The organism is uncultured Brevundimonas sp. (assembly GCF_963977465.1).
Lineage (GTDB): Bacteria > Pseudomonadota > Alphaproteobacteria > Caulobacterales > Caulobacteraceae > Brevundimonas.
This window is the reverse complement of sequence record NZ_CAXBOQ010000005.1, coordinates 25,531-52,320: the sequence shown is the minus strand read 5'-3', so window position 1 is coordinate 52,320 and position 26,790 is coordinate 25,531. Positions and strand designations below refer to the sequence as shown.

General features: G+C 69.5%; 24 protein-coding genes. 10 read left to right on the top strand and 14 right to left on the bottom strand.

Annotated features, from left to right (window positions below):
* Positions 1–33 precede the first annotated feature (33 nt).
* A complete protein-coding gene (locus tag AAC067_RS11345; protein ID WP_339932578.1) occupies positions 34–774 on the top strand; it encodes a DUF6065 family protein in 741 nt (246 codons plus the stop codon).
* A 36-nt stretch (positions 775–810) separates the two neighbouring features.
* Here the strand turns inward: AAC067_RS11345 and AAC067_RS11340 are convergent, their stop codons facing one another.
* The 5 genes from AAC067_RS11340 to AAC067_RS11320 all read right to left on the bottom strand — a co-directional run bounded on the left by AAC067_RS11340 (position 811) and on the right by AAC067_RS11320 (position 4,520).
* Entirely contained in the window at positions 811–1,359 is a 549-nt protein-coding gene (locus AAC067_RS11340; protein WP_339932576.1) for a hypothetical protein, read from the bottom strand.
* A gap of 80 nt (positions 1,360–1,439) precedes the next feature.
* Positions 1,440–2,069 (bottom strand): LysE family translocator, encoded by a 630-nt coding sequence (locus tag AAC067_RS11335; RefSeq protein ID WP_339932574.1) that lies wholly within the window; start codon positions 2,067–2,069, stop codon positions 1,440–1,442.
* 40 nt (positions 2,070–2,109) lie between these two features.
* A complete protein-coding gene (locus AAC067_RS11330; RefSeq protein ID WP_339932572.1) occupies positions 2,110–2,652 on the bottom strand; it encodes a hypothetical protein in 543 nt (180 codons plus the stop codon).
* A gap of 92 nt (positions 2,653–2,744) precedes the next feature.
* Positions 2,745–3,185, bottom strand: coding sequence for a hypothetical protein (locus AAC067_RS11325; RefSeq protein ID WP_339932570.1), 441 nt, complete (start codon positions 3,183–3,185; stop codon positions 2,745–2,747).
* Positions 3,186–3,278: 93 nt separating this feature from the next.
* Positions 3,279–4,520 carry an argininosuccinate synthase gene (locus AAC067_RS11320; RefSeq protein WP_339932568.1) on the bottom strand — a complete coding sequence of 414 codons (1,242 nt, stop codon included), beginning with the start codon at positions 4,518–4,520 and terminating at the stop codon, positions 3,279–3,281.
* A gap of 165 nt (positions 4,521–4,685) precedes the next feature.
* Here AAC067_RS11320 and AAC067_RS11315 point away from each other — a divergent pair, with 165 nt between their 5' ends.
* Together AAC067_RS11315 and AAC067_RS11310 are read left to right on the top strand one after the other, a co-directional pair.
* Positions 4,686–4,925 carry a DUF1674 domain-containing protein gene (locus AAC067_RS11315; protein ID WP_339932566.1) on the top strand — a complete coding sequence of 80 codons (240 nt, stop codon included), beginning with the start codon at positions 4,686–4,688 and terminating at the stop codon, positions 4,923–4,925.
* 138 nt (positions 4,926–5,063) lie between these two features.
* Positions 5,064–5,852 (top strand): hypothetical protein, encoded by a 789-nt coding sequence (locus tag AAC067_RS11310; protein ID WP_339932564.1) that lies wholly within the window; start codon positions 5,064–5,066, stop codon positions 5,850–5,852.
* A 3-nt stretch (positions 5,853–5,855) separates the two neighbouring features.
* Here AAC067_RS11310 and pyrF read toward each other — a convergent pair whose 3' ends face one another.
* A complete protein-coding gene (gene pyrF, locus AAC067_RS11305) occupies positions 5,856–6,569 on the bottom strand; it encodes an orotidine-5'-phosphate decarboxylase (protein WP_339933179.1) in 714 nt (237 codons plus the stop codon).
* A gap of 98 nt (positions 6,570–6,667) precedes the next feature.
* Here pyrF and AAC067_RS11300 point away from each other — a divergent pair, with 98 nt between their 5' ends.
* The gene (locus tag AAC067_RS11300; protein WP_339932562.1) at positions 6,668–7,366 is read left to right on the top strand and encodes a MarC family protein; all 699 of its coding nucleotides are present in this window, start codon (positions 6,668–6,670) and stop codon (positions 7,364–7,366) included.
* A gap of 20 nt (positions 7,367–7,386) precedes the next feature.
* Here the strand turns inward: AAC067_RS11300 and AAC067_RS11295 are convergent, their stop codons facing one another.
* Together AAC067_RS11295 and AAC067_RS11290 are read right to left on the bottom strand one after the other, a co-directional pair.
* Positions 7,387–8,193 carry an SDR family NAD(P)-dependent oxidoreductase gene (locus tag AAC067_RS11295; RefSeq protein ID WP_339932560.1) on the bottom strand — a complete coding sequence of 269 codons (807 nt, stop codon included), beginning with the start codon at positions 8,191–8,193 and terminating at the stop codon, positions 7,387–7,389.
* The gene (locus tag AAC067_RS11290; protein WP_339932558.1) at positions 8,190–8,660 is read right to left on the bottom strand and encodes an Rrf2 family transcriptional regulator; all 471 of its coding nucleotides are present in this window, start codon (positions 8,658–8,660) and stop codon (positions 8,190–8,192) included. The genes AAC067_RS11295 and AAC067_RS11290 overlap by 4 nt, the downstream gene beginning before the upstream one ends.
* Positions 8,661–8,807: 147 nt before the next feature.
* On the opposite strand from AAC067_RS11290, the gene AAC067_RS11285 reads away from it, so the two are divergent.
* From AAC067_RS11285 to AAC067_RS11260, 6 genes are all read left to right on the top strand, one after another.
* Complete coding sequence (locus tag AAC067_RS11285) at positions 8,808–10,796, top strand: potassium transporter Kup (RefSeq protein ID WP_339932556.1); 1,989 nt, start codon at positions 8,808–8,810, stop codon at positions 10,794–10,796.
* On the top strand, positions 10,793–12,199 hold the full coding sequence (locus AAC067_RS11280; protein WP_339932554.1) for an RsmB/NOP family class I SAM-dependent RNA methyltransferase: 1,407 nt from the start codon (positions 10,793–10,795) through the stop codon (positions 12,197–12,199). Before AAC067_RS11285 ends, AAC067_RS11280 begins: the two co-directional genes overlap by 4 nt.
* A gap of 79 nt (positions 12,200–12,278) precedes the next feature.
* The gene (rpe, locus tag AAC067_RS11275) at positions 12,279–12,941 is read left to right on the top strand and encodes a ribulose-phosphate 3-epimerase (RefSeq protein WP_339932552.1); all 663 of its coding nucleotides are present in this window, start codon (positions 12,279–12,281) and stop codon (positions 12,939–12,941) included.
* Positions 12,938–14,746 carry a heparinase II/III family protein gene (locus AAC067_RS11270; RefSeq protein ID WP_339932550.1) on the top strand — a complete coding sequence of 603 codons (1,809 nt, stop codon included), beginning with the start codon at positions 12,938–12,940 and terminating at the stop codon, positions 14,744–14,746. The genes rpe and AAC067_RS11270 overlap by 4 nt, the downstream gene beginning before the upstream one ends.
* Positions 14,747–14,817: 71 nt before the next feature.
* Entirely contained in the window at positions 14,818–16,422 is a 1,605-nt protein-coding gene (gene purH, locus AAC067_RS11265) for a bifunctional phosphoribosylaminoimidazolecarboxamide formyltransferase/IMP cyclohydrolase (protein ID WP_339932548.1), read from the top strand.
* Between the two features lie 105 nt (positions 16,423–16,527).
* A complete protein-coding gene (locus AAC067_RS11260; RefSeq protein WP_339932546.1) occupies positions 16,528–17,283 on the top strand; it encodes a dienelactone hydrolase family protein in 756 nt (251 codons plus the stop codon).
* On the opposite strand, the gene AAC067_RS11255 is transcribed toward AAC067_RS11260, so the two are convergent.
* From AAC067_RS11255 to mutS, 6 genes are all read right to left on the bottom strand, one after another.
* A complete protein-coding gene (locus AAC067_RS11255; RefSeq protein ID WP_339932544.1) occupies positions 17,280–17,741 on the bottom strand; it encodes an OsmC family protein in 462 nt (153 codons plus the stop codon). The genes AAC067_RS11260 and AAC067_RS11255 overlap by 4 nt on opposite strands.
* Before the next feature lie 14 nt (positions 17,742–17,755).
* A complete protein-coding gene (locus tag AAC067_RS11250; protein WP_339932542.1) occupies positions 17,756–18,448 on the bottom strand; it encodes a GNAT family N-acetyltransferase in 693 nt (230 codons plus the stop codon).
* Positions 18,449–18,524: 76 nt separating this feature from the next.
* Positions 18,525–19,577, bottom strand: a complete 1,053-nt coding sequence (gene trpS, locus AAC067_RS11245; RefSeq protein WP_339932540.1) for a tryptophan--tRNA ligase — start codon at positions 19,575–19,577, stop codon at positions 18,525–18,527.
* Positions 19,578–19,617: 40 nt separating this feature from the next.
* A complete protein-coding gene (gene murJ, locus AAC067_RS11240) occupies positions 19,618–21,261 on the bottom strand; it encodes a murein biosynthesis integral membrane protein MurJ (protein ID WP_339933177.1) in 1,644 nt (547 codons plus the stop codon).
* A 93-nt stretch (positions 21,262–21,354) separates the two neighbouring features.
* Positions 21,355–24,030 carry a [protein-PII] uridylyltransferase gene (gene glnD, locus AAC067_RS11235; RefSeq protein WP_339932538.1) on the bottom strand — a complete coding sequence of 892 codons (2,676 nt, stop codon included), beginning with the start codon at positions 24,028–24,030 and terminating at the stop codon, positions 21,355–21,357.
* Positions 24,027–26,732, bottom strand: coding sequence for a DNA mismatch repair protein MutS (mutS, locus tag AAC067_RS11230; protein ID WP_339932536.1), 2,706 nt, complete (start codon positions 26,730–26,732; stop codon positions 24,027–24,029). Before mutS ends, glnD begins: the two co-directional genes overlap by 4 nt.
* Positions 26,733–26,790: the final 58 nt, after the last annotated feature.

Below are 26,790 nucleotides of genomic sequence, written 5' to 3'. Positions count from 1 at the left end.
GGCATCATCCTCGATACCCGCCGGAGCCTGACTGTGGAACTGGAATGCTATCCGATGACGACGCGGCCGCCCGATCTGGTGCCCGGACGCCAGTCGCGCAACTGGATGGACGCCTTCGCCAGCCGCCATCCGTATCGTTGTCTGCCGCTGACCATGGCCAACACCACCGGCTGGGAAATTCTGTGCCCGTTCGGTTTCACCGCTGAATGGACCGGCGGCCCCAGCCAGGCCGACATCACCATCACGCCCGACCGACCGACGCGCGAGCTGGAGCATTTCGTCACCTCGCATTTTTCGCGCGGCGTCCTGACCATGCATCCCCAGTATCTGTTCCGGACCCCGCCGGGCTGGGGCATGATCTGCTCGGGCTCACCCAATCATGTGAAGGACGGGATTCAACCGCTGACCGGGTTGATTGAAACCGACTGGCTGCCCTTCCCGTTCACGATGAACTGGATCTTCACCCGACCGGGGCGGATCAAGTTCGAGCGTGGCGAGCCGTTCTGCTTCATCAACCTGATCGAACACCGCAAGGTCGAGCAGTTTCAGCCGGTGATCCGCTCGCTGGAATCCAACCCGGTCATGTCCGGTCAGTTCGAGGCCTGGAACCGGGCGCGGACCGACTTCAACAAACGGTTGGCGTCAGGGGATCCGGACGCCGCCAAGGAGGCCTGGCAGCGGTACTATTTCAAGGGCGAGATTCCCGAGGCGCTCGGCGATGCGCCGGACAGCCACGTCAACAAGCGCCGGCTGAAGACACCGCGCGTCGGATAGGGGATCGCCCCCGGCGCGAAACCGGGGGCGACAGGCCTAGTTCGGGCGCGACAGGCGCGGTCCGACGTTCTGGATCACTTCACGGGCGTCGAAGGCATTGGGATCGTCAGCCGGCTTGGTGCCACGGCCCATGACGATCTCGGCCGAGGCCTCGTAGCGGTCGATCTCGCGCACGTCGATATCGCGACCGTACGGATCGCTCCACGGACTCCAAAGACCGCGGTGATAGACCTGCCAGTACGGGCTCCAGTAGCGGTAGCGCTCATAATAGAAGGGGTCGCGGGTGACCCCGTAACGCACATCGCGATCCGTGGCGCGGTTGACGGTCGAGAACCAGTCGTAGCCGTCCTGCACCGTCAGTTCGGCCGAACGCAGCAGCAGGCTCATCTCGACCTGTTCGCGCGTGGTCACTGAATTGCCGGCGAAGGACACCCGGTAGCGATTGGACTCAAGCCGTTGTTCGGCATAGCCGCCGCGCTGCCCCTGGAAGCCGGCGGGCTGGTACGGGGTGGCGGTGGCGCAGGCAGACAGGGCCAGGGCTGCGGCCGCCGCCAGAACCGCCGGTTTGGTGAGCAGATGTCTCATGCAAGGTCTCCTCGAGGGCCCGTAGGGATCGCTGGGAGGAAAACGGGGGCTGGGCCGTCCGGTTCCGCCGCCAGCGCCCGCTAGAGGCGCGACACAATCAACAGGGCGGCGAGGAGGAGGAGGATCCCGGTAAGGAGCCCGAAACCGCGCCGGAAGCGAGGCTCGGCCATCCGTCGGGCCAGCGCCGCTCCACCCAGACCGTAGGCGGACATCGTGACTACGTCCATGCCGATGGTCGCCAGGGCGAACAGCGCCAGTTGCGGTGCCGCCGGGCGGTTCACATCAAGGAAGGGCGGCAGCACGGCGGTGAAGAACAGCACGGCCTTGGGGTTGGCGATCTGAACCATGAAGCCGTCGAGGATGGCGCTGCGGCCGAGCCGGATGGTGGCGGATTCCGGATCGGCGGCGGTGGCGAACACGCCGCGCAGGGCGCGGACGCCCAGCCAGGCGACATACAGGGCACCGCCGATCGAAACGATGCGGAAGGCGGCGGGAAAGGCGATGACCAGCGCCCCCAGACCGAGGGCTGCGGCACCGAACCAGACCAGGGTGGCGGCATTCATGCCCAGCACCCCGGCCAGGGCACCGGCCGGGCCGCGCTTCACCCCGTTGGCGACCGAGAACAGATTGGCCGGACCGGGCGTGGCGGCCATTACGGCCATCACACCCAGAAAGGCGGCGTACAGGTGCGGATCGACGGGCAGAACCATGTCGCCCTGTCGCGGGTGACGACGCTCAGGTCAAGAGGACTCAGTGGTCGGTGGGGGCCGGGGTCGGGCCGATGTCGTCCATGTTGTCGACGGTCGCCTCCACCTCGTCGACGGCATCGATCGCTTGTCCCAGCACATAGTCGGCCATCAGGCCGTAGGTGACCATATGCTCGGGGTCGTTGGAGGCCCAGGCGCCGTTGCGGGCAACGCCGCCGGCCATCGCCATGGCCCCCTGCATGTCGATCCCGGCCAGTGCCTCGGCCGCGACCGCCTCGAGATCGATGTCCGCGAGGGCTTCGGCGGCAATGGCGGTGGCGTGCATGGCCGCCGTGGCGGCAAAGGCGGCGATGTCCGGCTGATACTCGGCCCACAGGGCGGCCATCCGGATCTCGCGCTCGGTTTCAGGCAGGGCCTGGTCCAGGGACAGGGCCGCGGCCCGTTCGCCGAAGTCCTCCATCCGGACCTCGAGGGTCTGGGCGGCGGTTTCAATCGCGGCCTCGGACGGACTCACGGCGTCCTGGGCCACGGCGCTGGACAGCGGCAGCAGGGCGAGGGTGGCGGCGAGTGACAGGGCCTTGATCATGGCGCAGTTCCTTCAGGTTTGATCCGGAAACTCTGCCGAACACTGGTCCGGCTCAAGTGAAATCGCGGTAAGGCGGCGGTGGGACGCGACGTCTAGTTGCCGGCAACCTGGCGCGCGATCGCCGTCCGGGCCCCGGCGCGCATCTGGTCGGGCATGGCTTCGAGGGACTGGCGCACCGCAGTTTTGGCGGCCCCCATACCCTGCCGGGCCGCATCGTCCGGCGCACCGGCGGCCTGGCTGTCGATGAACTGGTCGAAATCGGTGAGGAAGGCGGCGATATCCGGCTGGTAGCGGGCCAGGACGGCGTTGACGGCCGCCATGCCGCGGGTCTGGTCACCACCGGCCCCGTCAACGGCCGCCTCGAACTCGGTGTTCATCTGCGCCATCCGCGCCTTGAAGACCTCGGCGCGGGCCTCGAAGGCGACTTCTTCGGCGGATTTGGCGGCGGCGGCCGGGGCCGCCTGCGGGACCATGCCGGCCAGGGCCGGGGTGGCGAAGGCGAGGGCAGCGGCGAGCGAGAGGGCCTTGATCATCTTACGATTCCTTGAGTTCGGGCCGGAGGATCAATCCGCAGCCGGCTCGACTCAAGTGAAATCGCGGTAAGTCGCCGCCCGCCCGCCCGGGGATCAGCTCCGTGTGCGGGCGTCCCGGCGACCGAGAACCCGCAGGCGCAGCGCGTTCAGCTTGATGAAGCCGGCCGCGTCGCGGTGGTCATAGGCCTGGACGCCTTCCTCGAAGGTGACCAGGTCCTGATCGTACAGGCTGTCGGGGCTCTCGCGGCCGATGATGGTGACATTGCCCTTGTACAGCTTGACCCGGACCGTGCCGTTGACCCGCGTCTGGCTGTGGTCGATCGCCGCCTGCAGCATCTCGCGCTCGGGCGCAAACCAGAAGCCGTTGTAGACCAGGTGGGCATATTTGACGGCCAGTTCGTCCTTCAGATGCATGGCCCCGCCGTCGAGCGTGATCGACTCAATGCCGCGGTGGGCGGCCAGCAGGATGGTACCGCCCGGGGTCTCGTAGACGCCGCGCGACTTCATTCCGACGAAGCGGTTCTCGACCAGGTCGAGGCGGCCGACGCCGTTGTCATGACCGTATTCATTGAGCTTGGTCAGCAGGGCGGCGGGCGACAGGGCCACGCCGTCGATGGCGACAGGGTCACCCTTTTCGAAGGCGATGGTGATGACGGTCGCCTTGTCCGGGGCATCCTCGGGGCTGATGGTGCGCTGATGCACGAACTCCGGGGCCTCGACCGCCGGGTCTTCCAGCACCTTGCCCTCGGATGAGGAGTGCAGAAGATTGGCGTCGACGCTGAACGGGGCCTCGCCGCGCTTGTCCTTGGAGATCGGGATCTGATGGGCCTCGGCGAAGGCCAGCAGGGCCTCGCGCGACTTGAACTCCCACTCACGCCACGGCGCGATGACGTGGATGTCGGGCTCCAGCGCATAGTAGCCCAGCTCGAACCGGACCTGGTCATTGCCCTTGCCGGTGGCCCCGTGACAGACGGCGTCGGCCCCGAGCATGCGGGCGATCTCGATCTGGCGCTTGGCGATCAGCGGCCGGGCGATCGAGGTGCCGAGCAGATACTGGCCCTCATAAACGGCGTTGGCGCGGAACATCGGGAAGACGAAGTCGCGCACGAATTCCTCGCGCAGGTCATCGACGAAGATGTTCTCGGGCTTGATGCCCATCTTCAGCGCCTTCTCGCGCGCCGGGGCCAGTTCCTCGCCCTGGCCGAGATCGGCGGTGAAGGTGATGACCTCGGCGTTGTACTCGGTCTGCAGCCATTTCAGGATGATCGAGGTGTCCAGACCGCCGGAATAGGCGAGGACGACCTTTTTGGGGGCGGTCTTGGCGGTTGCGGTCATGGCGCGGATCCTTGGCGAACGCGGGGAGGCGTATTGAGCGGCTTAAACGGCGAGACGGCCGGGGATGCAAGGGCGGGATTGTGACCGGTTTCGACCGCGCATGCTGGCGTCGTGACCCCGGTGCCCTATGTGTCGAGCCTCGACCCCTGCCGGGAGTGCTGCCTCGTGACCGAACCCGTGACTGATCCGACCGACCTGCCCGCGCCCGCCTTCAATACCGATGTGCCGGGTGCCACGCCCGAACGCCCGCTGACCCCGGCGGCGCGCCGGGCCCTGCTGGAGGCGGCCGAACGCCGAGACCGGGCCGTTGACGTCGAGGCTGCGGTCGAACACGGCGGGCCGACGGGCCTTGAACCGACCCGCTACGGCGACTGGGAGAAGAAGGGCCTGGCCGTCGATTTCTGAGGTCAGGCCGCGTCGCCGCCGCGGGTTGTTACCCTGTGGGGGGAAATCGGCGGCCCGGCTTTCCCCCGCCCGGTGCATCCGGGCCCGGTCGGTGCGTTCGGGGCCTACAAGGGACGATCGTTATTGAGGATCGGCCTGATGCACAGCCTTCTGACGGCGGCGGCTGCCGCCCTTCTGATCGTGGGACCGGCCCAGGCCGGTGAACGGCCGGGCGGCCATGGCGGCGGTCGCGGTGGCGGTCACAACCCGCCGCCCGCACCCTGCTGCGCCCATCCCGGCGGCGGCAATGCCAACGTCAACGTCAACGTCAGTGCCCGGGCCTCGGCCGCATCCTCGGCCTCGTCCTCGGCCTATGGATCGGCCCGAACCTGGAGCGGCGGCGCGGTGCGCGGCGGCGCGGGCGGCGGCGTCATCTATTCCGGCGGCGGCGGCTACTGGGGCGGTGAGCCCCATGGCTACGGCGGTGGAGCCTTCTATGGCGTGATCGGCGTCGACGTCAGCGGTCAGGCCGAACCCAGCCGCCCGTTCGGCTATGTGGTGCGGGGCTTCGGTCGCGACTATCGCACCGTGTCATCAGGGTCGGTGTACGGAGGCCGTCCGGTCGAGGAAAGCCGCTACGGGGCGCGCTACGCAGAGGAGGCGTACCGGGGTTCTTCCTACGAGCAGTCGTCCTACGCGGAGTCCTATTACGAAGAGTCGTCCTATGAGGGCCGCTATGAATCGGAACGGTCCCATGGCGGCGGCGACGATCGCCGCGACGGGCGGGCGTACGACTGTGACTGCGATCCCGCGGGGCCGCCGCCGTACGCCTACGAGCCGACGCCCGGCCCCGGCTATTACGGCGATCTGCCGCCGCCCGGCTATGTGGCCCCGGTGGCCCCGCCGCCGCACCACAACTATCGCCAGGAGCCCGGCGAGCGGGGCTAGACCCTAGACCGCCTCGACGCCGTCCATCTCTCCAGCGATCCGGGCTGCGGCCATCTGCGGATTGGGCGCGGCGATGACGGGACGGGCCACGACCAGATGGCTGGCTCCGGCGCGCAGCGCCTCGGCCGGGGTAGCGACGCGTTGCTGGTCGCCGCGGTCAGCCCCGGTGGGCCGAACGCCCGGGGTGACAACGAGAAAATCGGGCCGTCCGGCGGCGCGGGCCAGGGCCCGGGCCCGGGCGGCCTCCAGCGGACTGGAGACGACGCCGTCGACGCCGCAGTCCAGCGCCTGGCGTACCCGGCGTTCGACCAGCTCAGCGGGGCTGTAGCCATAGCCGATATCGGTCAGGTCGGCCTGGGACAGGCTGGTCAGGACGGTGACGGCGAGAATCTTCGTCTCCAGATCGCCGCGGCCGCGCACGGCCCCCTGCATCACCTGGGGCTCGGCATGGACGGTCAGCAGGTCACAGCCGCCCTCGGCGACCGCACGGGCCGCGCCTTCGACCTGGGCTCCGATGTCGTGCAGTTTCCAGTCCTGGAACACCGACTTGCCCATGGCGCGCAGCTCATGGGCGAAGGCGACTCCGCCGGGGCGGGCCAGCAGGCTGAGGCCGACCTTGTAGCAGGTGACGACGTCGCCGATGTCGGCGACCATGGCCCTGGCCGCCTCGATCGAGGGCAGGTCGAGACCGACGATCAGGCGCGGGTCGCTGAGCAGCGGAGAGGTCATCGACGGGCTCCGGATGACCGGCTAAGGGTTGACGTGAAACACGTCGCGCCCGACCGGGGTGACACCAAGGGTGGGAGAAGCAGGCAATGGACGCGGTCGATCTGGGGGTCAACCTGTTCGTGGCGCTGTTCGCCCTTGTCGATCCGATCGGCAATATTCCCATTTTCGCCGCCGCTACCGCCGGAGCCAGCGCCCGCCAGCGGATGCAGGTCACCGGCCTGCTGTGCCTGTTCATCGTCGGCTTCCTGACGATCTTCTTCTTCAGCGGCCTGACGCTGTTGCAGTTCTTCGGCATCTCGCTGGCCGCCTTCCGCATTGCCGGCGGTATCCTGCTGCTGCTGCTGGGTCTCGACATGACCCGCGGCGACTTTCTCAAGATGTTCGCCGACGCCGATGCTGTGGCCGACGCCGCCGATGTGCGCGGCTATGCCAAGCGTCGCTTCCAGCGGCTGGTGGTGCCGTTCGCCATGCCCCTGCTGATCGGACCGGGCGCGATTTCAACCATCATCATTCAGGCTGGTGAGGCCGAGAAGATCGGCACAGCCGGGACCGTGGCCGCACTGGTCGCCATCGGGGCCGCGGGTCTGGCCACCTTCATCGTCTTCGCCCTGACCGGTCCGATCAGCCGGCTGTTGGGCGATGTCGGTATGACCATCGTCGTGCGCGTGCTGGGCCTGATCCTGTGCGCCCTGGCCATACAGTTCATGCTGGCCGGCCTCGGCGAGGCCCTGCCGGGCATGTTCAGCGGCGATGTGACCGCCCCCTATCCGGCCGGCGGTCACTGAGGGTCCGACCCGACGGGCGTCTAGAGCCGTTTCAGTCGTTTCGCATGTCCGCCGACCATCCGCAGGGCCACGGCGTCCGGCAGCAGCTTGGGCAACAGTGCCAGAAGGTTGTTCATCACTCCCGGCGCGACCTTCGGGCGGTTGGCTTCGCAGGCCCTGTAGCCGACCCGGGCAACATGGTCGGCGCTCTGCCACATCCAGGCTGGATAGGCGGCCGAGACCTGATCGCGTGTGCCGTTGACGTCGTGGAACTCGGTCAGGGTGTAGCCGGGGCATAGGGCGGTGACGTGCACCCCGCTGCCGCGCAGTTCCAGATGCAGGCCGGCCGTCGCCTTGGTCAGGAAGCTCTTGATCGGGCCGTACAGGGTGTCGCCGCCGGTGGCCGGCATCTGGCCGGCCAGCGAGGAAACGTTGAGGATGCGACCGAAGCCGCGCGCGACCATGCCGGGGGCCAGTCGCCGGCACAGGGCGACCGGGGCCGTCAGCATGACCCGGATCATCGCCGCATGCCGGGCCGGATCGGTATTGAGAAAGCCGTCGGTGCAGCTGAATCCGGCATTGTTGATCAGGCCGTCGACGGTCAGACCGCGCGCCGAAAGGTCGGCGACGAGGCGGTCGGGGGCGTCGGGGTCGGCGAGATCGGCGGTCAGGACGGTGACGGTGCAGTCGTGAGCTGCCGTCAGGGCGGCGGCCAGGGCTTCGAGCGGCGCGCGGCGGCGAGCGGTCAGGACCAGATCCCAGCCCTCGGCGGCATAGACCCGGGCCAGGGCGGCCCCGATGCCCGCCGAAGCCCCGGTGATGAGGACCGTCCGCCGCGTGTCGCTCACGCCGGGACCGCAGTCCGGTCCGGCAGGACGATACCGGCAAGGGCCGCCGGATCGGTCGCCAGCAGGTCGGCGATGGTGATGCGCGACAGGGCGTCGGCCGCAGCGGTGTTGGCGACGATCAGGGCCTTGCCGACCTGCCGGGGGATGTGTTCGCCGACCGGACAACCCTTGGCCCCCGCCGGTGGCGAGCCGAGATGGGCGCAGCCGTGGACCGCGCTCAGGACCGTATCGAGGTGAATGTTCTCCGGCCGGTGCAGCAGCCAGGCTCCGCCGCTGGCACCCGGACGGGTGGCGATCAGCCCGGCGCGGGCCAACAGGGCGGTGACACGTCGGACGACGACGGGATTGGTCGGTACCGAACAGGCCAGAACGGCGCTGGCGATGGCCTGAGTGGGCGCAAAGGCGTCCTGGTGGGCCAGATAGGCCAGCACATGGGCGGCGACGGGAAAGCGTTGACTGTCTGACATGGTGTGATGGTGAAGGTAGGACGTCGGCGCGGGTTACACAATCAGCGTCCCTGCAGCCTTTCGGCCACGATTGAACCCGCACTGGAAAGGGACTAAAGGCTCGCCGCTCTTGATGGGACCGCCTTCTGCGGCACCCGGAGGCTGTTCATGGTCGGGGCCCCTCCCCAAGGTGAAGACGGCACCGCCGCCGCCACCTCAAACTCCCAAACACCCGGCGACAAGTCCGTCGCACCGGCCCATCCGCACCCCGCGGCGGCCGGTGAGGGCGGCCACGGCAAGGCGGGCAAGCTGGGCCTGGTCATTGGCGCCGTCGGCGTGGTGTTCGGCGACATCGGCACCAGCCCGCTCTATGCCATGCGCGAGGCGCTGGCCCATTCCCGCAGCGGCGGCGCGGCCGAACTGGCCGTTCTGGGTACGGTCTCACTGGTGTTCTGGGCCCTGATCCTGGTGGTCACGGTCAAGTACGTCTTCTTTTTGATGCGCGCCGACAACAAGGGCGAGGGCGGTACCCTGGCCCTGATGGCCCTGGCCCAGAGGGCCATCGGCAAGCGCTCGACGCTGGTCTTCTTTCTCGGCGTCTGCGGCGCGGCCATGTTCTACGCCGATGGTGTGCTGACGCCGGCGGTGTCGGTTCTGTCGGCGGTCGAGGGACTGGGCGACGCCCCCGGTGTCGCCGGCCGGATGACCCCCTTCATCCTGCCGATCACCGTCGGTATCCTGATCACCCTGTTCATGGTCCAGGCGCGCGGCACCGCCAGCATGGCCCGCGCCTTCGGCCCGATCACCACCGTCTGGTTTCTGGTGCTGGCGTCGCTCGGGCTCTTTCACATTTTCGACGACCCCAGCATCCTCAGGGCCATATCGCCGCACTACGGCGCGCTGTTCCTGATCGACAACGGGATCCTCGGCTTCATACTTCTGGGCAGCGTCTTCCTCGCCGTCACCGGGGCCGAGGCCCTCTATACGGACATGGGCCATTTCGGGAAGGCCCCGATCCGGGCCGGCTGGCTCTGGTTCGTCCTGCCGTGCCTGATGCTGAACTATCTGGGGCAGGGCGCGCTGGTGCTGAGCGATCCGTCAGCGCGGTCAAATCCCTTCTGGGAGATGATCCCACAGGCCATCTACTGGCCGGTGCTGATCCTCGCGACCATGGCCACCATCATCGCCAGCCAGGCGGTGATCACCGGGGCCTTCTCCCTGACGCAACAGGCCGTGCAGCTGGGCTTGCTGCCGCGCATCAAGATCATGCAGACGAGCGAAAGCCAGGCCGGCCAGATCTTCGTGCCGTCGGTCAATCTGGCCATGTTGCTGGGGGTATTGCTGCTGCTGATGCTGTTCCCGACCTCCTCCCAGCTGGCCGGCGCCTATGGCGTGGCCGTGACGGGGGCCATGCTGGTCGACAGCCTGCTGGCGTGGTTCATCGTGCGGCGTCTGTGGAAGTGGAGCCTGCCGGTGAGCATTCTGGCGATCACGCCGTTCCTGATCATCGACCTGGCCTTCTTCGGCTCCAACCTGCTGAAGATTCCGCAGGGGGCCTGGGCTCCGCTGGCCATCGGGGGCGGCATCGTCCTGTTGATGTGGACCTGGGTGCGCGGCACCCAGATCCTGACGGCCAAGACCCGCAAGGACAGCCTGCCGCTGGCCGACCTGATCGAGATGCTGCGCGCCCGGCCGCCGCATCGCGCGCCCGGCACAGCCATCTTCCTGACCTCGGACCCCGACATCGCCCCGGTCGCCTTGATGCACAACCTCAAGCATAACAAGGTCCTGCACGAGAAAAACGTCATCCTGACGGTCCGCACGACCGACCGGCCACGCGTGCGTGAAGCCGACCGCATCGCGCTGGAGCCGATCAGCGACGACTTCAAGAAGCTGACCATCAGCTACGGCTTCATGGAGCAGCCGAATGTGCCCAAGGCGCTCGGACTCTGTCGCAAACAGGGGCTGAAATTCGACATCATGTCGACCAGCTTCTTCCTCGGTCGTCGCTCCGTGATCCCTTCAGCGCACAAGGGCATGCCGATCTGGCAGGATCGCCTGTATATCTTCCTGATGAGAAACGCCGCCAATCCGACCGACTTCTTCCACATCCCTCCGGGTCGCGTGGTCGAGCTCGGAACCCAGGTATCCGTATGAGTGGTGGAACCCCGAAAGGGCGCAGCAAGGGCGGAGACTCCGCCGCCCGTGGACGGCGGATGGCCGATAAGGCGCGCGGTCCGCGACCCGAGCGGCCGCAGCCCGAGCGGCTGGAGCCGGACGATTCCGCCGATATCGGGGTCGAGGCGCGTATCGCCGCCGGCCTGTTGCTGAACGGGGCCCTGATCCGCCGCGGCGGTCTGGACGAGGCCCTGACCCTGCCGGCCGTCAGCGGCCTGCCCGGACCGGACCGCGCCTTCGCCCGTGCCGTGGCCATGGCTGCCCTGCGCCGGCTCGGCGAGATCGATCAGATCCTCAATCACCGCCTGCAGAAATCACCGCCCGAGGCTGTGCGCACTATCCTGCGCATCGCCCTGGCCCAGACCCTGGTGCTGGGAACCCCGGCCTTTGCCGCGGTGTCGACGGCGGTCAAACTGGCCGAACGTGACCCCAAGACCCGGCCCTACAAGAATCTGGTCAATGCCGTGCTGCGCGGCATCGGCCGCGAGGGCCCCGGCCTGACCACCGCCGAATCCAACCTGCCGGACTGGCTCGTCGCCCGCTGGCGTCAGACCTATGGCGACGCGACCCTGGCCGGCCTGGCGCTGGCCGCCCGCGAGGAGCCGCCGACTGACCTGTCACTCAAGCCCGGCGTCGATGCCGCGGCCTTGGCCGAGCTGGTCGAGGGTGACGTCCTGCCGGGCGGTTCGGTGCGCACCGGCCGCCACGGTGACGTGGCCGGCTGGCCCGGTTTCGAGGACGGCATCTGGTGGGTCCAGGACGCCGCCGCCGCCGTGCCGGTCCGGCTGCTGGCTCCGCAGGCCGGCGAGACGGCGCTGGACATGTGTGCCGCCCCCGGGGGCAAGACCATGCAGCTGGCCGCGGCCGGGGCGGTGGTCACGGCCCTGGACCGGTCCGAGGCGCGTCTGAAGCGCCTGCATCGTAACCTGGCCCGGGTCGGGCTGGAGGCCGAGGTTGTGGCCCGTCCGGCTGAGGACTGGCTGGACAGCCGAACCTATGACGCGGTGCTGCTGGACGCGCCCTGCACCGCCACCGGCACTTTTCGGCGCAATCCCGAAGTGCTGCGCGCGACCAAGCCGGCCGAGGTGGCCAAGCTGGCCGATGTCCAGCACCGGCTGCTCGATGCCGCCGCCGAACGTGTCGGCCCGGGGGGGCGACTGGTCTATTGTGTCTGCTCGCTGGAACGTGAGGAGGGCGAAACCCAGATCATCGCCTTCCTGCGCCGCAACCCGGCCTTCCGCGCCGTGCCGGCCGATCCGGCGGCGGTCGGGGCACCGGACGAAGCCCTGACGCCCGAGGGTTGGCTGCGCATCCTGCCGTCGATGTGGGCCGAGCGCGGCGGGGTCGACGGCTTCTTCGTCGCCAAATTGCAGCGGGTCTGACCCGGCGGCGCGGGGGCCGGACCGCGCGTGCGGCGAGGTCACGCTTGCCCCTCGCGGCCAGCCGTCTTATCCCGGGTCCATGTCCACGCCCCTGATCTGCCCGTCGATCCTCGCCAGCGATTTCGCCCGTCTGGGCGAGGAGGTGGCCGCGATCGAGGCCGCCGGGGCCGATTGGGTCCATGTCGATGTCATGGACGGGCATTTCGTGCCCAACATCACCCTCGGCCCGGACGTGATGAAGGCCCTGCGGCCGCACACGACCCTGCCGTTCGACGTGCATCTGATGGTCGCGCCGGTCGATCCGTGGCTGGAGGCCTATCGTGAGGCGGGGGCTGACATCCTGACCGTCCATCCCGAGAGCGGGCCGCACCTGCACCGCACCCTGGGCCGAATTCGCCAGCTGGGCGCGAAGGCCGGCGTCGTGCTGAACCCGGGGACGCCGCTGGCCGTGCTGGAAGATGTGATCGAGCTGGTCGATCTGGTGCTGATCATGTCGGTCAATCCCGGCTTCGGCGGTCAGTCGTTCATCGATGCTTCCCTGCGCAAGATCGAACGGGCCCGGGCCCTGCTGGACGCAGCCGGATCGGCCGCCCACCTGCAGGTCGACGGCGGGGTCACCGCCGCCAATGCCGGGGCCTGTGTCGCCGCCGGTGCCGACGCCCTGGTCGCCGGAACCGCCGTGTTCCGCGGCGGGCCCTCGGCCTATGCCGACAATATCCGGGCCCTGAAGGGAGCCGCGTGAGCCCCCTCGGTCCGTTTGCCCGCAGCGAGGCCGCCGCGCCGCCGGCCGGAGAGATACCCGGTCTGCGCGGTGCGCCGATGCGCACGCCGGTGCGGGCGACGGGGGCGGTGACCGGGCCTGGTCTGTGGCCCGCCATCGCCGGACGGCTGCTGACCCGCCAGCTGTGGATCGAACTGTATGGCCTGCCCGGCTACGGCCTGACCCTCGGGGGCGGCAAGGTGACGGCCTTCGCCGCCACGCCGCGTGACTTCCGCCCCGCCGATCCGGCCCTGGGCAAGAGCATCCTGGGGGGTCGTTTCGCCCTGGCCGGGTTCAACCTCGACGCGCCGGCCCCGGCCGATCCGTGGAACCGGCCCAGTCCGACCCGGGCCTTTGCCGCCGAGCTGCATGCCTTCAACTGGCTGTCCGCCCTGATGCTGGGCGGCGAGCGCGGCGCGCGCGAGGCGCTGCGCCTGACCCTGGCCTGGGATGATCTGTTCAGCCGCTGGTCGCCTTTCGCCTGGCAGCCGGACATCCTGGCCCGACGCGTCTATGCCCTGGCCTGCGCTGCGCGCCGCATGGGCGGGGTGGCGACCGAGGCGGAACGGCTGCGGCTGGCCGAGGGGCTGGGCCGTCAGGCGCGCCAGCTGCTGCGCCCGCCCGGGGGCCTGGCCGGCAAGGCCGAACGCCTGACTGCCGCGGCCGTCGCCGGTTGCGTGCTGGCCGGTCCGGCGGGCGTGTCGATCCGGAAATCCGCCCTGAATCGCCTGCCCCGGGCCCTGAGAGAGACAGTCGGGGTCGACGGCGGTCACAGTTCGCGCAGCCCCGAGGCCGGGCTTGAGCTGCTGCTGGACCTGCTGACCCTTGATGATGCCCTGGCCCAGCTGTCGGAACCGGCTCCCGAGGTTGTGCGCGACAGTATCGCCCGGCTGACGGCGGGGCTGAATGTCCTGACCCTGCCGGACGGCCGGCTGGTGGCCATGCAGGGCGGAGGGCCGTCCACCGTGGCCCGTGTCGCCGCAGCCCGGGCCGATGACGAGACCGCCGCGCCTACTTCCGGTGTCTCGGTGGCCGGGATCGTTCGGATTCAGAGCCCGCTGCTGACCATTGTCGCCGACGCCGCCGCGCCCGCGCGCGGAGCCTGGTCGGCGGCCGCCTGTGCCCAGCCGCTGGCGCTCGAGATTGTCTGCGGTCGTGACCGGCTGATTTCGGGTTGCGGCTGGACCCCCCGCGCTGCCGACCGGCAGGGTCTGCGGCTGACGCCCGGTCATTCGACCCTGACCCTGGGCGAGACCTCGATCGCCGAACCCCTGGGTGGCTGGAAGGCCGAACTTCTGGGCTCGCGTCTGGTCGGCCGGCCGCTCCACGTCGAGTCAGAACAGCGCGACGGCGAGGGCGCGGTCTGGCTGGAGGTGCAACACGACGGCTGGGTGCCGCGCTATGGCCTGCTGCACCAGCGGCGACTGTATCTGGACCAGAGGCTCGACGAATTGCGGGCCGAAGAACGGCTGTATCCGGCTTCGGGCCAGGCCGAGGTGGTGCGCATCATCGCCGCCCCCTACGCGGCCCGCTTCCAGCTGGAACCGGGGGTGCAGGCGTCGCTGGCGCGTGACCGTCGCTCGATCCTGCTGCGCGGTCATTCCGGCCGGGGCTGGTGGTTCCGCACCGACGGCCCGGACGTGGCCATCGAACCGTCGGTCCATGTTGAGGACGGCCTGACGCGACGGTCGCTGCAGATCGTGGTGCGTGGATCGGCCCGGACCGACTCCGAGACCAAGATCCGCTGGAAGTTGAGCCCGGCCGGGGCGGCGGGTGATCCGGTCTAGAGGGTGACGCTGGCGGCCCGGGATGCTAGATGGCCCGCGCCCTCCCCAGCCCCCAATGAACGGACGCCGTCATGCCCGCCGCTCCCGACTTTCCGCCCGCGCCCGACCGGGTCAAACCCGCGCGCGCCCTGATCTCCCTGTCGGACAAGGCGGGATTGAAAGAGGCGGCGCAGACCCTGCACGATCTGGGGGTCGAGCTGGTCTCGACCGGCGGCACGAGGGCGGCGATCGCCGGCTTCGGCCTGCCGGTCAAGGATGTGGCCGACCTGACCGGCTTCCCGGAGATGATGGACGGCCGGGTCAAGACCCTGCACCCGGTGGTGCACGGCGGCCTGCTGGGCGTGCGCGACGCCGCCGCCCACGCCGAGGCCATGACGACCCACGGCATTGGCCCGATCGATATCGTCTGGATCGACCTGTATCCATTCGAGGCCACGGTGTCCGCCGGCGGCGGCTTTGAGGCAGCGGTCGAGAATATCGATATCGGCGGTCCGGCCATGATCCGCTCGGGGGCCAAGAACCACGGCTATGTCGCCGTCTGTGTCGACGCCGAGGGCGTGGCCGAGGTAACGGCGGCCCTTCAGGCGGATGGGGACACCACCCTGGTCCTGCGCAAACGGTTGGCTGCCCGGGCGTTCGCCCGCACCGCCGCCTACGATGCCGCTGTCTCGGGCTGGTTCGCGGGCCAGGTCGGCGACACGGCTCCGGCGCGCAAGACCATCGCCGGCAGTCTGGCCCAGACCCTGCGCTATGGCGAGAACCCGCATCAGACCGGGGCCTTCTACCGCACCGGTCTGGTGCGGCCGGGCGTCGCGCACGCCGAACAGATCCAGGGCAAGGAGCTGGGTTACAACAATATCGCCGACGCTGACGCCGCCTATGAGCTGGTGGCTGAGTTCGACGCCCCGGCCTGCGTCATCGTCAAACACGCCAATCCGTGCGGCGTGGCCATCGGCCATGACCTGCACCAGGCCTATGTGCGGGCGCTGGAGTGCGATTCCGTCTCGGCCTTCGGCGGGGTGATCGCGGTCAACCGGTCGCTGACCGGAGCCGACGCCCGGGCCATCACCGAGATCTTCACCGAGGTGGTCATCGCCCCCGGGGCCGACGAAGAGGCCCGCGCCGTCTTCGCCGCCAAAAAGAACCTGCGCCTGCTGCTGACCGATGGCCTGCCCGACGCCCTGGCTGAGGGCGAAGTGTTCCGCTCGGTGGCTGGCGGCCTGCTCGTCCAGTCGCGCGACCGCACCCGAATCACGGCCCAGGACCTGAAGATCGTCACCCGGCGTCAGCCGACCCCGAGCGAGGTGCGCGACATGCTGTTCGCCTTCACTGTGGCTAAACACGTCAAATCCAACGCCATCGTCTATGCCCGCGACGGCCAGACGGCGGGCATCGGGGCCGGCCAGATGAACCGCCGCGACAGCGCCCGCATCGCCGCCATCCGTGCCGCCGAGGCCGGGGAAGCCAACGGTCTGGCCCGGTCGCTGGCCCAGGGCTCGGCCTGTGCTTCGGAAGCCTTCTTCCCGTTCGCCGACGGCCTGATCGAGGCCGCCGCCGCCGGGGCCACCGCCGTGATCCAGCCGGGCGGCTCGATGCGCGACGCCGAGGTCATCGCCGCCGCCGACGAGGCCGGTCTGGCCATGGCCTTCACCGGGGTGCGCGTGTTCCGGCACTAGGTCTTTGTTTGGGCGCTATCGCTCCCGACGCGGTCGGTCGCTGCTTGAGCGCCGGGTCTGCGATTTCGGCTATTTGGGCGCGGCGGGGACGGCTAGGCTCCGGCCATGGACACACTGGCTTCCCGCTGGGCGAAACTCGCGCCGCACACCACGGTCACCGGGCCGGACGATGACCGGCCGCGCCCGGCGGTGTTGCTGTTTCACGGCTGTGGCGGGCTGAGAGATCATCTGCCCCTTTATGCCGAGGCGGCCAAGGCCGCGGGCTGGCGCGCCTATACCGTCGATTCCTACGCCGGACGCGGCTTCAGCCGGACCTTTGCCCTGAGTGCCGTCTGTACCGGCCTGGTGCTGCGCGGAGCCGAACGGGCCGGGGACGTGCTGGCCACCCTGTACGGCGTGACGCAGAAGCCCGAGGTCGACGGTGAGCGTATCGCCATGGCCGGCTGGAGCCACGGCGGCTGGGGCATCATGGAGGCGATGAGCGCCGACCGTTCGGGACCCGGCCTGACCTTGGCCGATCCCGGCTCGGTCAGCCTGGATCCGGTCATCGCCGCCTATCTGGCCTATCCCTATGTCGGCTTTCTGGCCCGCAACCGGATGCGACCCTGGCGGCACTGTCCCCGGACCCTGGCGGTGATCGCGCGCACCGACCATCTGACCAGTGTGCGCAATGCCCAGCGGGTGCACGACATGGTGCGCAACTGTGGAACGGATATTGAGACCTGGGTCGCCGAAGGCAGCCATTCGTTCGACGAACCGACCACCGCCCCGCCGATGCGTCACGATCCGGACCTGACGGCCGAGGCCGTGCGACGTTTCCGCGCCCTGCTCGAGGATGTGGCGGTTGCGCCGCCGCCTTAGGCCGGCTCGATACGGACTTCGGCGTGGATCGAATTGGCGATGTAGCAGGCCTCATGGGTCCGGTGATGCAGGGCTTCGATCGCGGCATCGTCGGGTCGGGTCTCACCAGAAAACACCACGGCGGGCCGCAGGGTGATCACGGTCATCGCGATCTTGCCACGGGCGTCACGGTCCAGCAGGCCGGTGGCGGCGTCGCGATAGGAGTCGACCACGAGACCGTCCTTGCGGGCGAAGGCCAGGAAGAACAGCATGTGGCAGCTGGACAGGGCCGCCACCAGCGCCTCCTCGGGATCGACGGCGGTGATGTCGGACATCGGGGCCGGGACGCTGGTCGGGGCCGAGGAGCCGCGCACCACCGCCCCGCCGTCAAAGCGCCAGTCGTGGCCGCGCGAATAGAGGTTGTCGGCGAAGGCCTGGTCGTCCCGGGTCCATTCGACGATCGCCCCGTGCGTGCTCATGCCCGTCTCCCCGGTCAGTCGGCCAGGATCGTATAGGTCATCCGCGCACGAATTTCGAAGCCTAGCGACCGATAGAAGGCGATGGTCGCGTCATGGCCGTCGAAGGCATGCAGGAAGACCCCCTCACCCGTGGCGAGGATCTCCGATGTCACCGCCCGCGACAGCGCCGCGGCCAGACCTTGGCCGCGATGGTCGGGATGGGTGCAGACGCCGCTCAGCTCGGTAAAGCCGTCGACACGTAGCCGTCGCCCGGCCATCGCGATCAGTTCGCCGTCCCGCTTCACGCCGATGAAGGGCCCGAGATTGCGCGTCTTCGACCGGAACGGACCGGGTTTCGTCAGGGTCGCAAGCGCCAGCATCGCCGGGGCGTCGGCCTCGGTCAGGGTCTCGAACGGCAGGTCCCGACCGCCGGGCGTCAGGGCCGTCGCCATCATCTGCACCAAGGCGATGCGGCGCGCGACGGTGATGCCCTGGGGCAGGGCGGCGGCGATCGGGCTCCCCTCGACCTCGACCAGACCGGCCTCGGGATGACGGTGCGCCAATTCGCTCAGCCGGGCGACGCTGGCGGGCGACGTATCGGCGGCGGCGAGGAAGACGCCGACTTCGGGATCGATACGCACGGCGCTGGCGTCAGAGTCCGCGGTCGTGAATGACGACAGTCGTGTGGTCAGGGCATTGAAGACGGCGCGGTCGAGGGGGTGGCTCATGACGATCGATCTAGGGTCGAACCGTCGCGAACGAAACCGCGGGTCGTAGTACGAGGTCCGGAAACCGCCGCGACCGTCAGGCGCGCCAGAAGCCCACGATCTTCTTGACCTCGGCCACGACCGGGTCGGCGATGGCGGCGGCGCGTTCCGCCCCATCCTTCAGCACCCGGTCGATCTCGGTCGTATCGGCCATCAGCCGGCGCATCTCGCTGCTGACCGGGGCCATGGAGGCCACGGCCAGTTCGGCCAGTTTCGGCTTGAACACGCCGAAGCCCTGACCACCGAACTCGGCCAGCACCGCCTCGCGGCTCATTCCGGCGAGGGCGGCGTAGATGGTCACCAGATTCTTCGCCTCGGCCCGATCGGCCAGGCCCTCGAGGGTCTCGGGCAGGGGCTCGGCGTCGGTGCGGGCCTTGCGGACCTTGGCGGCGATGGTGTCGGAATCGTCGGTCAGATTGATGCGTGACTGGTCCGAGGGATCGGACTTGCTCATCTTGGCCGCCCCGTCGCGCAGACTCATGACCCGCGGGGCCGGGCCCTGGGTCAGGGGCTCGGGCAGGGGGAAGAAGCCGGGGGCGTTGAAGTCGGTGTTGAATTTCTGGGCGATGTCGCGGGTCAGTTCCAGATGCTGCTTCTGGTCCTCGCCGGTCGGCACCTCGGTGGCCTTGTAGAGCAGGATGTCGGCCGCCTGCAGCACCGGATAGGTGTAGAGGCCGACGCTGGACCGCTCCTTGTGCTTGCCGGACTTCTCCTTGAACTGGGTCATCCGGTCGAGCCAGCCGAGGCGGGCGACACAGTTGAGGATCCAGGCCAGCTCGGAATGAGCACGCACGGCCGATTGCGGAAAGATCACCGAGCGGGCGGGGTCGAGGCCCGAGGCCAGATAGGCGGCGGCGATCTCGCGCGTCTGCGCGGCCAGCAGGGCCGGGTCCTGCCAGACGGTGATCGCGTGCAGGTCGGCGACGAACAGGAAACAGGGCGCGCCCTGCTCCTGCAGTTCGGTGAACCGCTTCAACGCGCCCAGATAATTCCCCAGATGCAGGGCACCCGACGCCTGGATACCGCTGAGGATGCGGCGGGGGCCGGTATAGGCGGGCGGCGGGGCGGCAGGCGCGGTCGGGTCGTACATGCCCGCGCAGATGCCTTACCCCCGACGTGAGAGCAAGGGTCTAGCGGCGGCTGCGCCCCAGCAAGGTCTTGACCTCGGCCACCGTCAACGCCCGGGTGGCGAAGGCCAGGGCGACATAGGTCAGGCCCCCGACGAGCGTTACCAGCACCAGACCCATCTCCTTGGCCCCGTGATCCAGACCGATCCGGGCCAGGGTCCCGGCGACCGGTGCCTCGAACAGCGGCCGGGCCGAGGCCGCCAGGCCGACGACCACGGCGAGGCCGGCGCTGGACAGGCCGATGCGGACCAGACGGGACAGGGCGGCGGTGCCGGGACGGTAATGGTCGCGCCGCCACAGGGTGAGACCCAGCAGGCCGGCATTGGTCCAGGCCGCGGCGCTGACCGCGGCGGCGATGCCCGAGACGCCCATGCCCAGATTGAACAGGGCAATGGCCAGGGTCGCGTTCACAGCCACAGAGACGAGCGCGAACAGCATCGGCGTACGGGTGTCGCGGCGGGCGAAATAGGCGGGGGCGAGGATGCGGATCAGCACGAAGGCGGGCACGCCCCAGCCGAACTGGAACAGGGCCCGGGCGGTGTTGACGGCGTCGATCTGCAGGAAGGCTCCGCGAGTGAACAGGGCGTCGATCAGGAAATAGGGCATGGCCATCAGGGCCGCGGCGGCGGGCAGGGTCAGGGCCATCGACAGGGTCACGGCCTCGTCCATCGAGGCCTGCTGCTGGCCGTGGTCCTCGGAGGCCACCGCGCGCGACAGGCGCGGCAGCAGGGCAATGCCGATGGCCACGCCGACGAGGCCGAGCGGCAGCTGATACAGCCGGTCGGCCGTGGCCAGCCAGGTGCGGCCGCCGGCAACGAAGCTGGACAGGTTGCCGGAGATGAAGACGTTGATCTGGGTCGCCGAATTACCGATCGCGGCGGGGACGGCGGTGATGATGATGGCCTTGACCGGGGCGGACAGGCGCGGCCAGGCCAGACGGATATTGGCCCCGGCCTTGCGCGCGGCCCACCAGCACAGGCCGGCCTGGGCCACACCGGCGACCAGCACGGCCCAGGAGGCGGCGTAGGCGGCCCCGAGCTGGTCGCCTTGGGCGGGGATAACGGCGGCCAGCATGATCAGGTTGAGCAGGATCGGATAGGCCCCGGAGACGATGAAGCGGCCGCGGGCGTTGAGCACACCGCTGAGCAGGGCCGCCACCGCCATACAGGGCAGGTAGGGCATGGTGATCTGGGTCAGGATCACCGCCAGCTTGAAGCGGGCCGGATCGTCGAGGAAGCCGATATTGATGACCGTCATCAGCCACGGCATCGTCAGCTGGGCGATGAGGGTCAGGATGACGGTGGCCGCAGCCACGGTGGCCAGGGCGTCGGTGGCGATCTTGTCGGCCACTTCCGCGCCCTCGGTCTCCAGCGTCTTGGAATAGGCCGGGACGAAGGCCGCGGCGAAGGCCCCTTCGGCGAAGATGCGGCGGAACAGGTTGGGGAAGTTGAGGGCGGTATTATAGGCGTCGGCCGCCGGTCCGGCCGAGGCCCCCAGGGCCGCCGAGATCACCACGTCGCGGGCAAACCCGGCCAGGCGGCTGACCAGGGTCAGACTGCTGAAGATGGCCGAGTTGCGCATCATGCCGCCGCCCTTGCCGGGCTTCGGACCGGTGGCCGGACGATCGTTGTCGATCGAGGAGGCCATCGACGGCAGGGCTGGATCGATCGGCGTGTCGTCGGTCGGTCGGGGGGGCTGGCTCACGGGCGAACGATCCGGGTGAAGGGGCGAACGAACCGCTTAGCGTGGTTCCGGGGCGGGCGATACGGTCCGGCTGCGGCTCAGGTCGGATACATCGCGAACGCTGGCGCGGGCGGGGGTGACGGCGCGTCCGGCCGGAGCGACCAGGCGTTGGTCCAGCACGGCCTCGAGGTCTGCGCGCAGGGCGTCGGTGCGACTGCCGACAACGGGTTTCCGGCCCCGGGTATCGACGACATAGAAGCTGTCCACCGCCCGTTCGCCGAAGCTGGCGACATGGGCCGAGCGGATCGACAGCTTGTGAGCCGACAGAACCCGGGCCAGATCGGCCAGCAGACCGGGACGGTCGGACCCTGACACCTCGATGACCACGGCGGTATCACTGGTCCTGGCGTCGATCAGTACCACCGGGCGAACGTCGAAGGCGGCGCGGCGACGGCTGATCTCGACCGAGGCGGCGGGTTCCGGTGCCGTGTCGCGGCGGGCGGCGGCTTCCAGCCGGGCCAACAGCCGCTTGAGCCGTCGCGGTTCGGTCCGGCCATAGGGAAGTCCGGCCCCGTCCTGGACCTCAAACACATCCAGGGCCGTGCCGTCTCCGGCCGTGGCAACCCGGGCCCCCACCACATCGGCCCCCGCGCCGGACAGGGCGGCGGCGAGGGCGGCAAACAGGCCGGACCGGTCGTGGGCCGCGACGGCGATGCGTGTGGTGGCGGCGTCGTCGTCGGGGCCGGGCGGCAGGGCCTCGACCGCGGCCCCGGCGGACCGGGCCCGCTCGACCAGATCGGGGAATTCGGCGAGCGGGTCGTCGCGACGGACATCCTCACCGCGGAACAGGGCTTCGGTACGGTCGTACAGGTCGCGCATCAGCTGGCCCTTCCAACTGTTCCACACGCCCGGGCCGACGGCGCGGATATCGGCCACGGTCAAAACCAGCAGGGTGCGCAGATGTTCGGGGTCGCCGACCAGATCGGCAAAGGCACGGATGGTGTCGGGGTCGGACACGTCGCGCTTCTGGGCGTAGTCCGACAGGGCAAGGTGGTTGCGCACCAGCCAGACCACCAGTTCGATGCGGCGACTGTCCACGCCCAGCCGCTCGCAGGCGCGGCGCGCGGCAAAGGCACCGTCCTCGAGCTGGCCGCGGTCGCCGCCCTTGCCGACGTCGTGAAGCATCATGGCCAGCATCAGGGCTTCGAAATCCCCGATCAGATGGACGATGCCGGTCGACAGCGGATGGTCGACCTTCAGCTTGCCCCGGGCGATGTCATTGATGATGCCGATGGCCTGGAGTGTGTGCTCGTCGACCGTATAGGCGTGGTACATGTTGAACTGGGTCTGGCCGACGATCCGCCCCCATTCAGGCAGGAACCGGCCCAGCAGGCCGGTCTCGTTCATCAGGGTCAGGACCCGGTACGGCCGCTGGCCGTGAGCCAGGATGTCGAGGAAGGTGCGCGTCGCCTCCGGGTCGCGGCGCAGCGACGGCGTCACCAGCGACAGCGACCGGGTCACCGCCGAAAAGGCGTCCGGATGCAGGTCCAGATCATGGGTGTCGGCGACGCGAAACAGGGTCAACAGCTTGAGCGGGTCGGCGGCGAAGACCTTGGTGCCGGTCACCGACAGGCGGCCGCGATCCTCGACGAAACCCTCGACGCCCAGCTTGCGTCGACGCCCGGGAATCAGGCGCGACAGGCTGAGCGTCGACTTCTGCTGGCGCGCCTCCAGCTTGGCCGACATGGCCCGGGTCAGGGCCCCGACGTCGCGGGCGACGAGGAAATAGCGGCGCATGAATCGTTCAACCGCCGGCTCGTCGCCGCGTCCGCGCCAGCCCATGCGCCGGGCCATTTCAGCCTGGTGGTCGAAGGTCAGCTTTTCCTCGGCCCGACCGACGATCAGGTGCAGGTGGGTCCGCACCCGCCACAGAAAGTCGAACGCCTCCTCGAAGGTGCGGCGCTCGCGGCTGGTCAGCAGGTCGTCCAGCACCCGCGCGCCCAGCGGACTGTCCGGAGCCAGTGAGCGGGCGATCCAGAACAGGGTGTTGAGGTCGCGCATACCGCCCTTGCCGTCCTTGACGTTCGGCTCGACCCGATAGCGCACGGCACCGGACTTCTGGTGGCGGGTATCGCGCTCATCCAGCTTGGCGGCGATGAAGGGGCGGGGGTCAGCCTTGGCGACCTCGGTGCGGAAGGTGTCGATAAAGGTGTCCGTCAACGCGCGGTCCCCGGCCAGGGGGCGGGCCTCCAGCAGGGCGGTGCGCACGGTCATGTCGCTGCGCGCCAGGGCCAGACAGTCGTCGACCGATCGCGTTGACTGGCCGACCTTCAGCCCCATGTCCCACAGCACATAGAGAACGAACTCGGCCACCGACTCGGTCCGGGGTGTGGTTTTCCACGGGCGCAGGAACAGCAGGTCGAGGTCGGAGAAGGGGGCGAGGACACCGCGCCCGTAGCCCCCGACCGCGATCAGGGAAAGACGCTCGGCCTCGGTTGGATTGGGGGCCGGATACAGGACCTCGGTGGTGAACTGCCAAAGCGCCAGCAGCAAGTCGTCGGCGGCGGCGCAGTAGAGCCGGGCGACCTCGACACCGGGCAGGCCGGCGGTCAGTCGTGCGGCGACCTTGGTCCGCGCGGCCTGATAGTGTTGCCCCAGCAATCCGGCGACGGTGGCGCGGACGTCGGGCGTATCGACGGCGGCGGCGAGCGGACCGGCGAGGGGATGGGTCACCGGCCGGCCAGACCCTTGAGCCGGTACAGGGCCTCCAGAGCCTCGCGCGGGCTCAGGGAGTCGGGGTCGATGCCGATCAGGGCCTCATCCACCGCTGAGGCGCGAATCGGTGCGGCCGCAGGGTCGGCAATGGCGAACAGGGGCAGGTCGTCGAGCCGGACGTGGGCAGCCTTGTCGGTCTCGAGCCGGTCCAGAACCTCACGGGCCCGGGAGACAACAGCGGCGGGAACCCCGGCCAGCTTGGCGACCTGCACGCCATAGGAGCGGTCCGCAGCCCCGGGCGCGGCCTCGTGCAGAAAGACCAGTTCGCCATTCCACTCGCGCGCCCGCATCGACAGGTTGCAGACGTGGTCGAGCCGGTCCTCCAGCCGCGCCAGCTCGTGATAGTGGGTGGCGAACAGGGTGCGGGCGCGGTTGTGGTCGTGCAGGGCCTCGGCCGTGGCCCAGGCGATGGCCAGACCGTCATAGGTGGCGGTGCCGCGGCCGATCTCGTCCAGCACCACAAAGGACCGGTCGGTGGCCTGGGTCAGGATGGCGGCGGTCTCGACCATCTCCATCATGAAGGTCGAGCGGCCCCGGGCCAGATCGTCGCCGGCTCCGACGCGACTGAACAGCCGGTCGACCACGCCCAGCCGCATGGACCGGGCCGGCACAAAGGCACCGGCCTGGGCCAGCACCACCAGCAGGGCGTTCTGGCGCAGGAAGGTCGACTTGCCCGCCATGTTGGGGCCGGTGACGATCGACAGCCGGGCCCCGGCGCGGTCGCCGGTGGTGGCGTCCGACCCGTCCAGCGCACAGTCATTGGGCGTATAGGGGTCACCGGCGGCCTTGACCGCGGCCTCGACCACCGGATGACGGCCGCCTTCAACCTGGAAACCGGTGCTGTCGTCGAGGATCGGGCGCACAGCCCCGACCTCGGCGGCCCATTCGGCCAGGGCGGCGTGGGCGTCCAGCTCGGCCAGGGCCTCGGCCACGGCCTGCAGCGGCTGGGCCAGTTCCTGCACCGTCCGCCGCCAAGTCTCGAACGTCTCGCCCTCGATAGCCAGGGCGCGATGTCCGGCCTGGCTGATTTTGGCGTCCAGCTCCGACAGTTCGACGGTGGTGAACCGCACCTGGTTGGCCAGGGTTTGGCGATGGATGAAAGGACTGTCGGGACCGCCCCGCATCAGTGGCTCGGCATGTTTGGCCGTGGTCTCGAGGAAATAGCCGAGCACGGCATTGTGGCGCACCTTGAACGGTACCCCGGCCTCACGCTGGGCCCGAGCCTCGAGATCGGCGACGACCCGGCGACTGTCGTCGCGCAGGCGGCGGGCCTCGTCCAGTTCGGGTCTGTGGTCGGGGCGGACGAAACCGCCGTCACGGGCCAGATGCGACGGCTCGTCGACCAGACCGTCGACCAGGCCGGCCAGCAGATGGTCGACCTGAGGCGTCAGGGTCAGGCTGTCGAGACAGGCGGTGATACGGGCGGACGGCCCGGTCAGAGGGTCGCGAGCGCTGGCGAACAGGCCGGCCAGACCCTGGGCCGTGGTCAGGCCCGAGCGGATCGCCGCCAGATCGCGCGGCCCGCCCCGGCCCAGTGCCAGACGCGAGGTGGCCCGGGCCACATCGGCCGAGGCCTTGAGGGCGTCGCGCAGGTCGCGGCGCAGGTCGCGGCGCTCCAGCAGCCATTCGACAGCGTCGAGGCCGTGGTTGATGGTGGCCACGTCGCGCAGCGGCCGGGCGATGCGCTCGGCCAGCGCCCGCGCCCCGCCCGAGGTCACGGTGCGGTCGATACAGGCCAGCAGCGAGCCGTCGCGCTCGCCGCGCTGGGTGCGGTCGATCTCGAGACTGAGCCGGGTCGCTGGGTCGATGGCCAGAAAACCGGCTTCGCCCGAACGCCGCGGCGGGGCCAGGGCCGGGATCTTGCCGGCCTGGGTGGTCTCCAGATAGGCGGCCACCAGCCCCAGAGCTGAGACCTCGGCCTCTTCGAAAGCGCCGAACCCGTCCAGAGAGGCGACCCCGTACAGCCGCTCGACCCGAACCCGGGCCCCGACCGGTTCGGCCAAGGCCTGGGCCAAGGCCTGGACCACGCCACCGCAACCATCCAGCGCCGACTGGGCTTCGGGATCGGAGAACAGCCGGTCCGGCACCAACACCTCGCTGGGGCGGAATGCGGCCAGGGTCGCGCCCAGATCGGCCAGGTCACAGGCCACGGCGTCGACGGTGCCGGCCGACAGTTCGACCACGGCTACCGCCGCCCGGCCCTTGCGCACCGACACCGCCGCCAGCCGGTTGGCTCCGCGCGCGTCCAGCAGGGTGTCCTCGGTCAGGGTGCCGGGGGTGACGACCCGCACCACCTCGCGTTTGACCACGGCCTTGGAACCGCGCTTGCGCGCCTCGGCCGGCGCCTCGACCTGTTCGCAGATGGCGGCCTTGAAGCCCTGGCGGATCAGCCGGGCCAGATAGCCCTCCAGCGCATGGACTGGGACCCCGGCCATCGGGATGTCCTCGCCCTGATGCTTGCCGCGCTTGGTCAGGGTGATGCCGAGCGCGGCCGAGGCGATCTCGGCATCCTTGAAGAACAGCTCGTAGAAGTCGCCCATGCGGAAGAACAGAATGGCGTCGGGAGCCCCGGCCTTGGCCGCGAGAAATTGCGCCATCACCGGTGTGGTCCCGGTGTCGACGGTTTCGGCTTTCGGTGGTGGTTTCAGGGGGGCGTTCATGGCGTCGGCACAGGGTGAAGGATTGCGTCCCCGCCCTCAAGCGGAATGGCGCGCAATC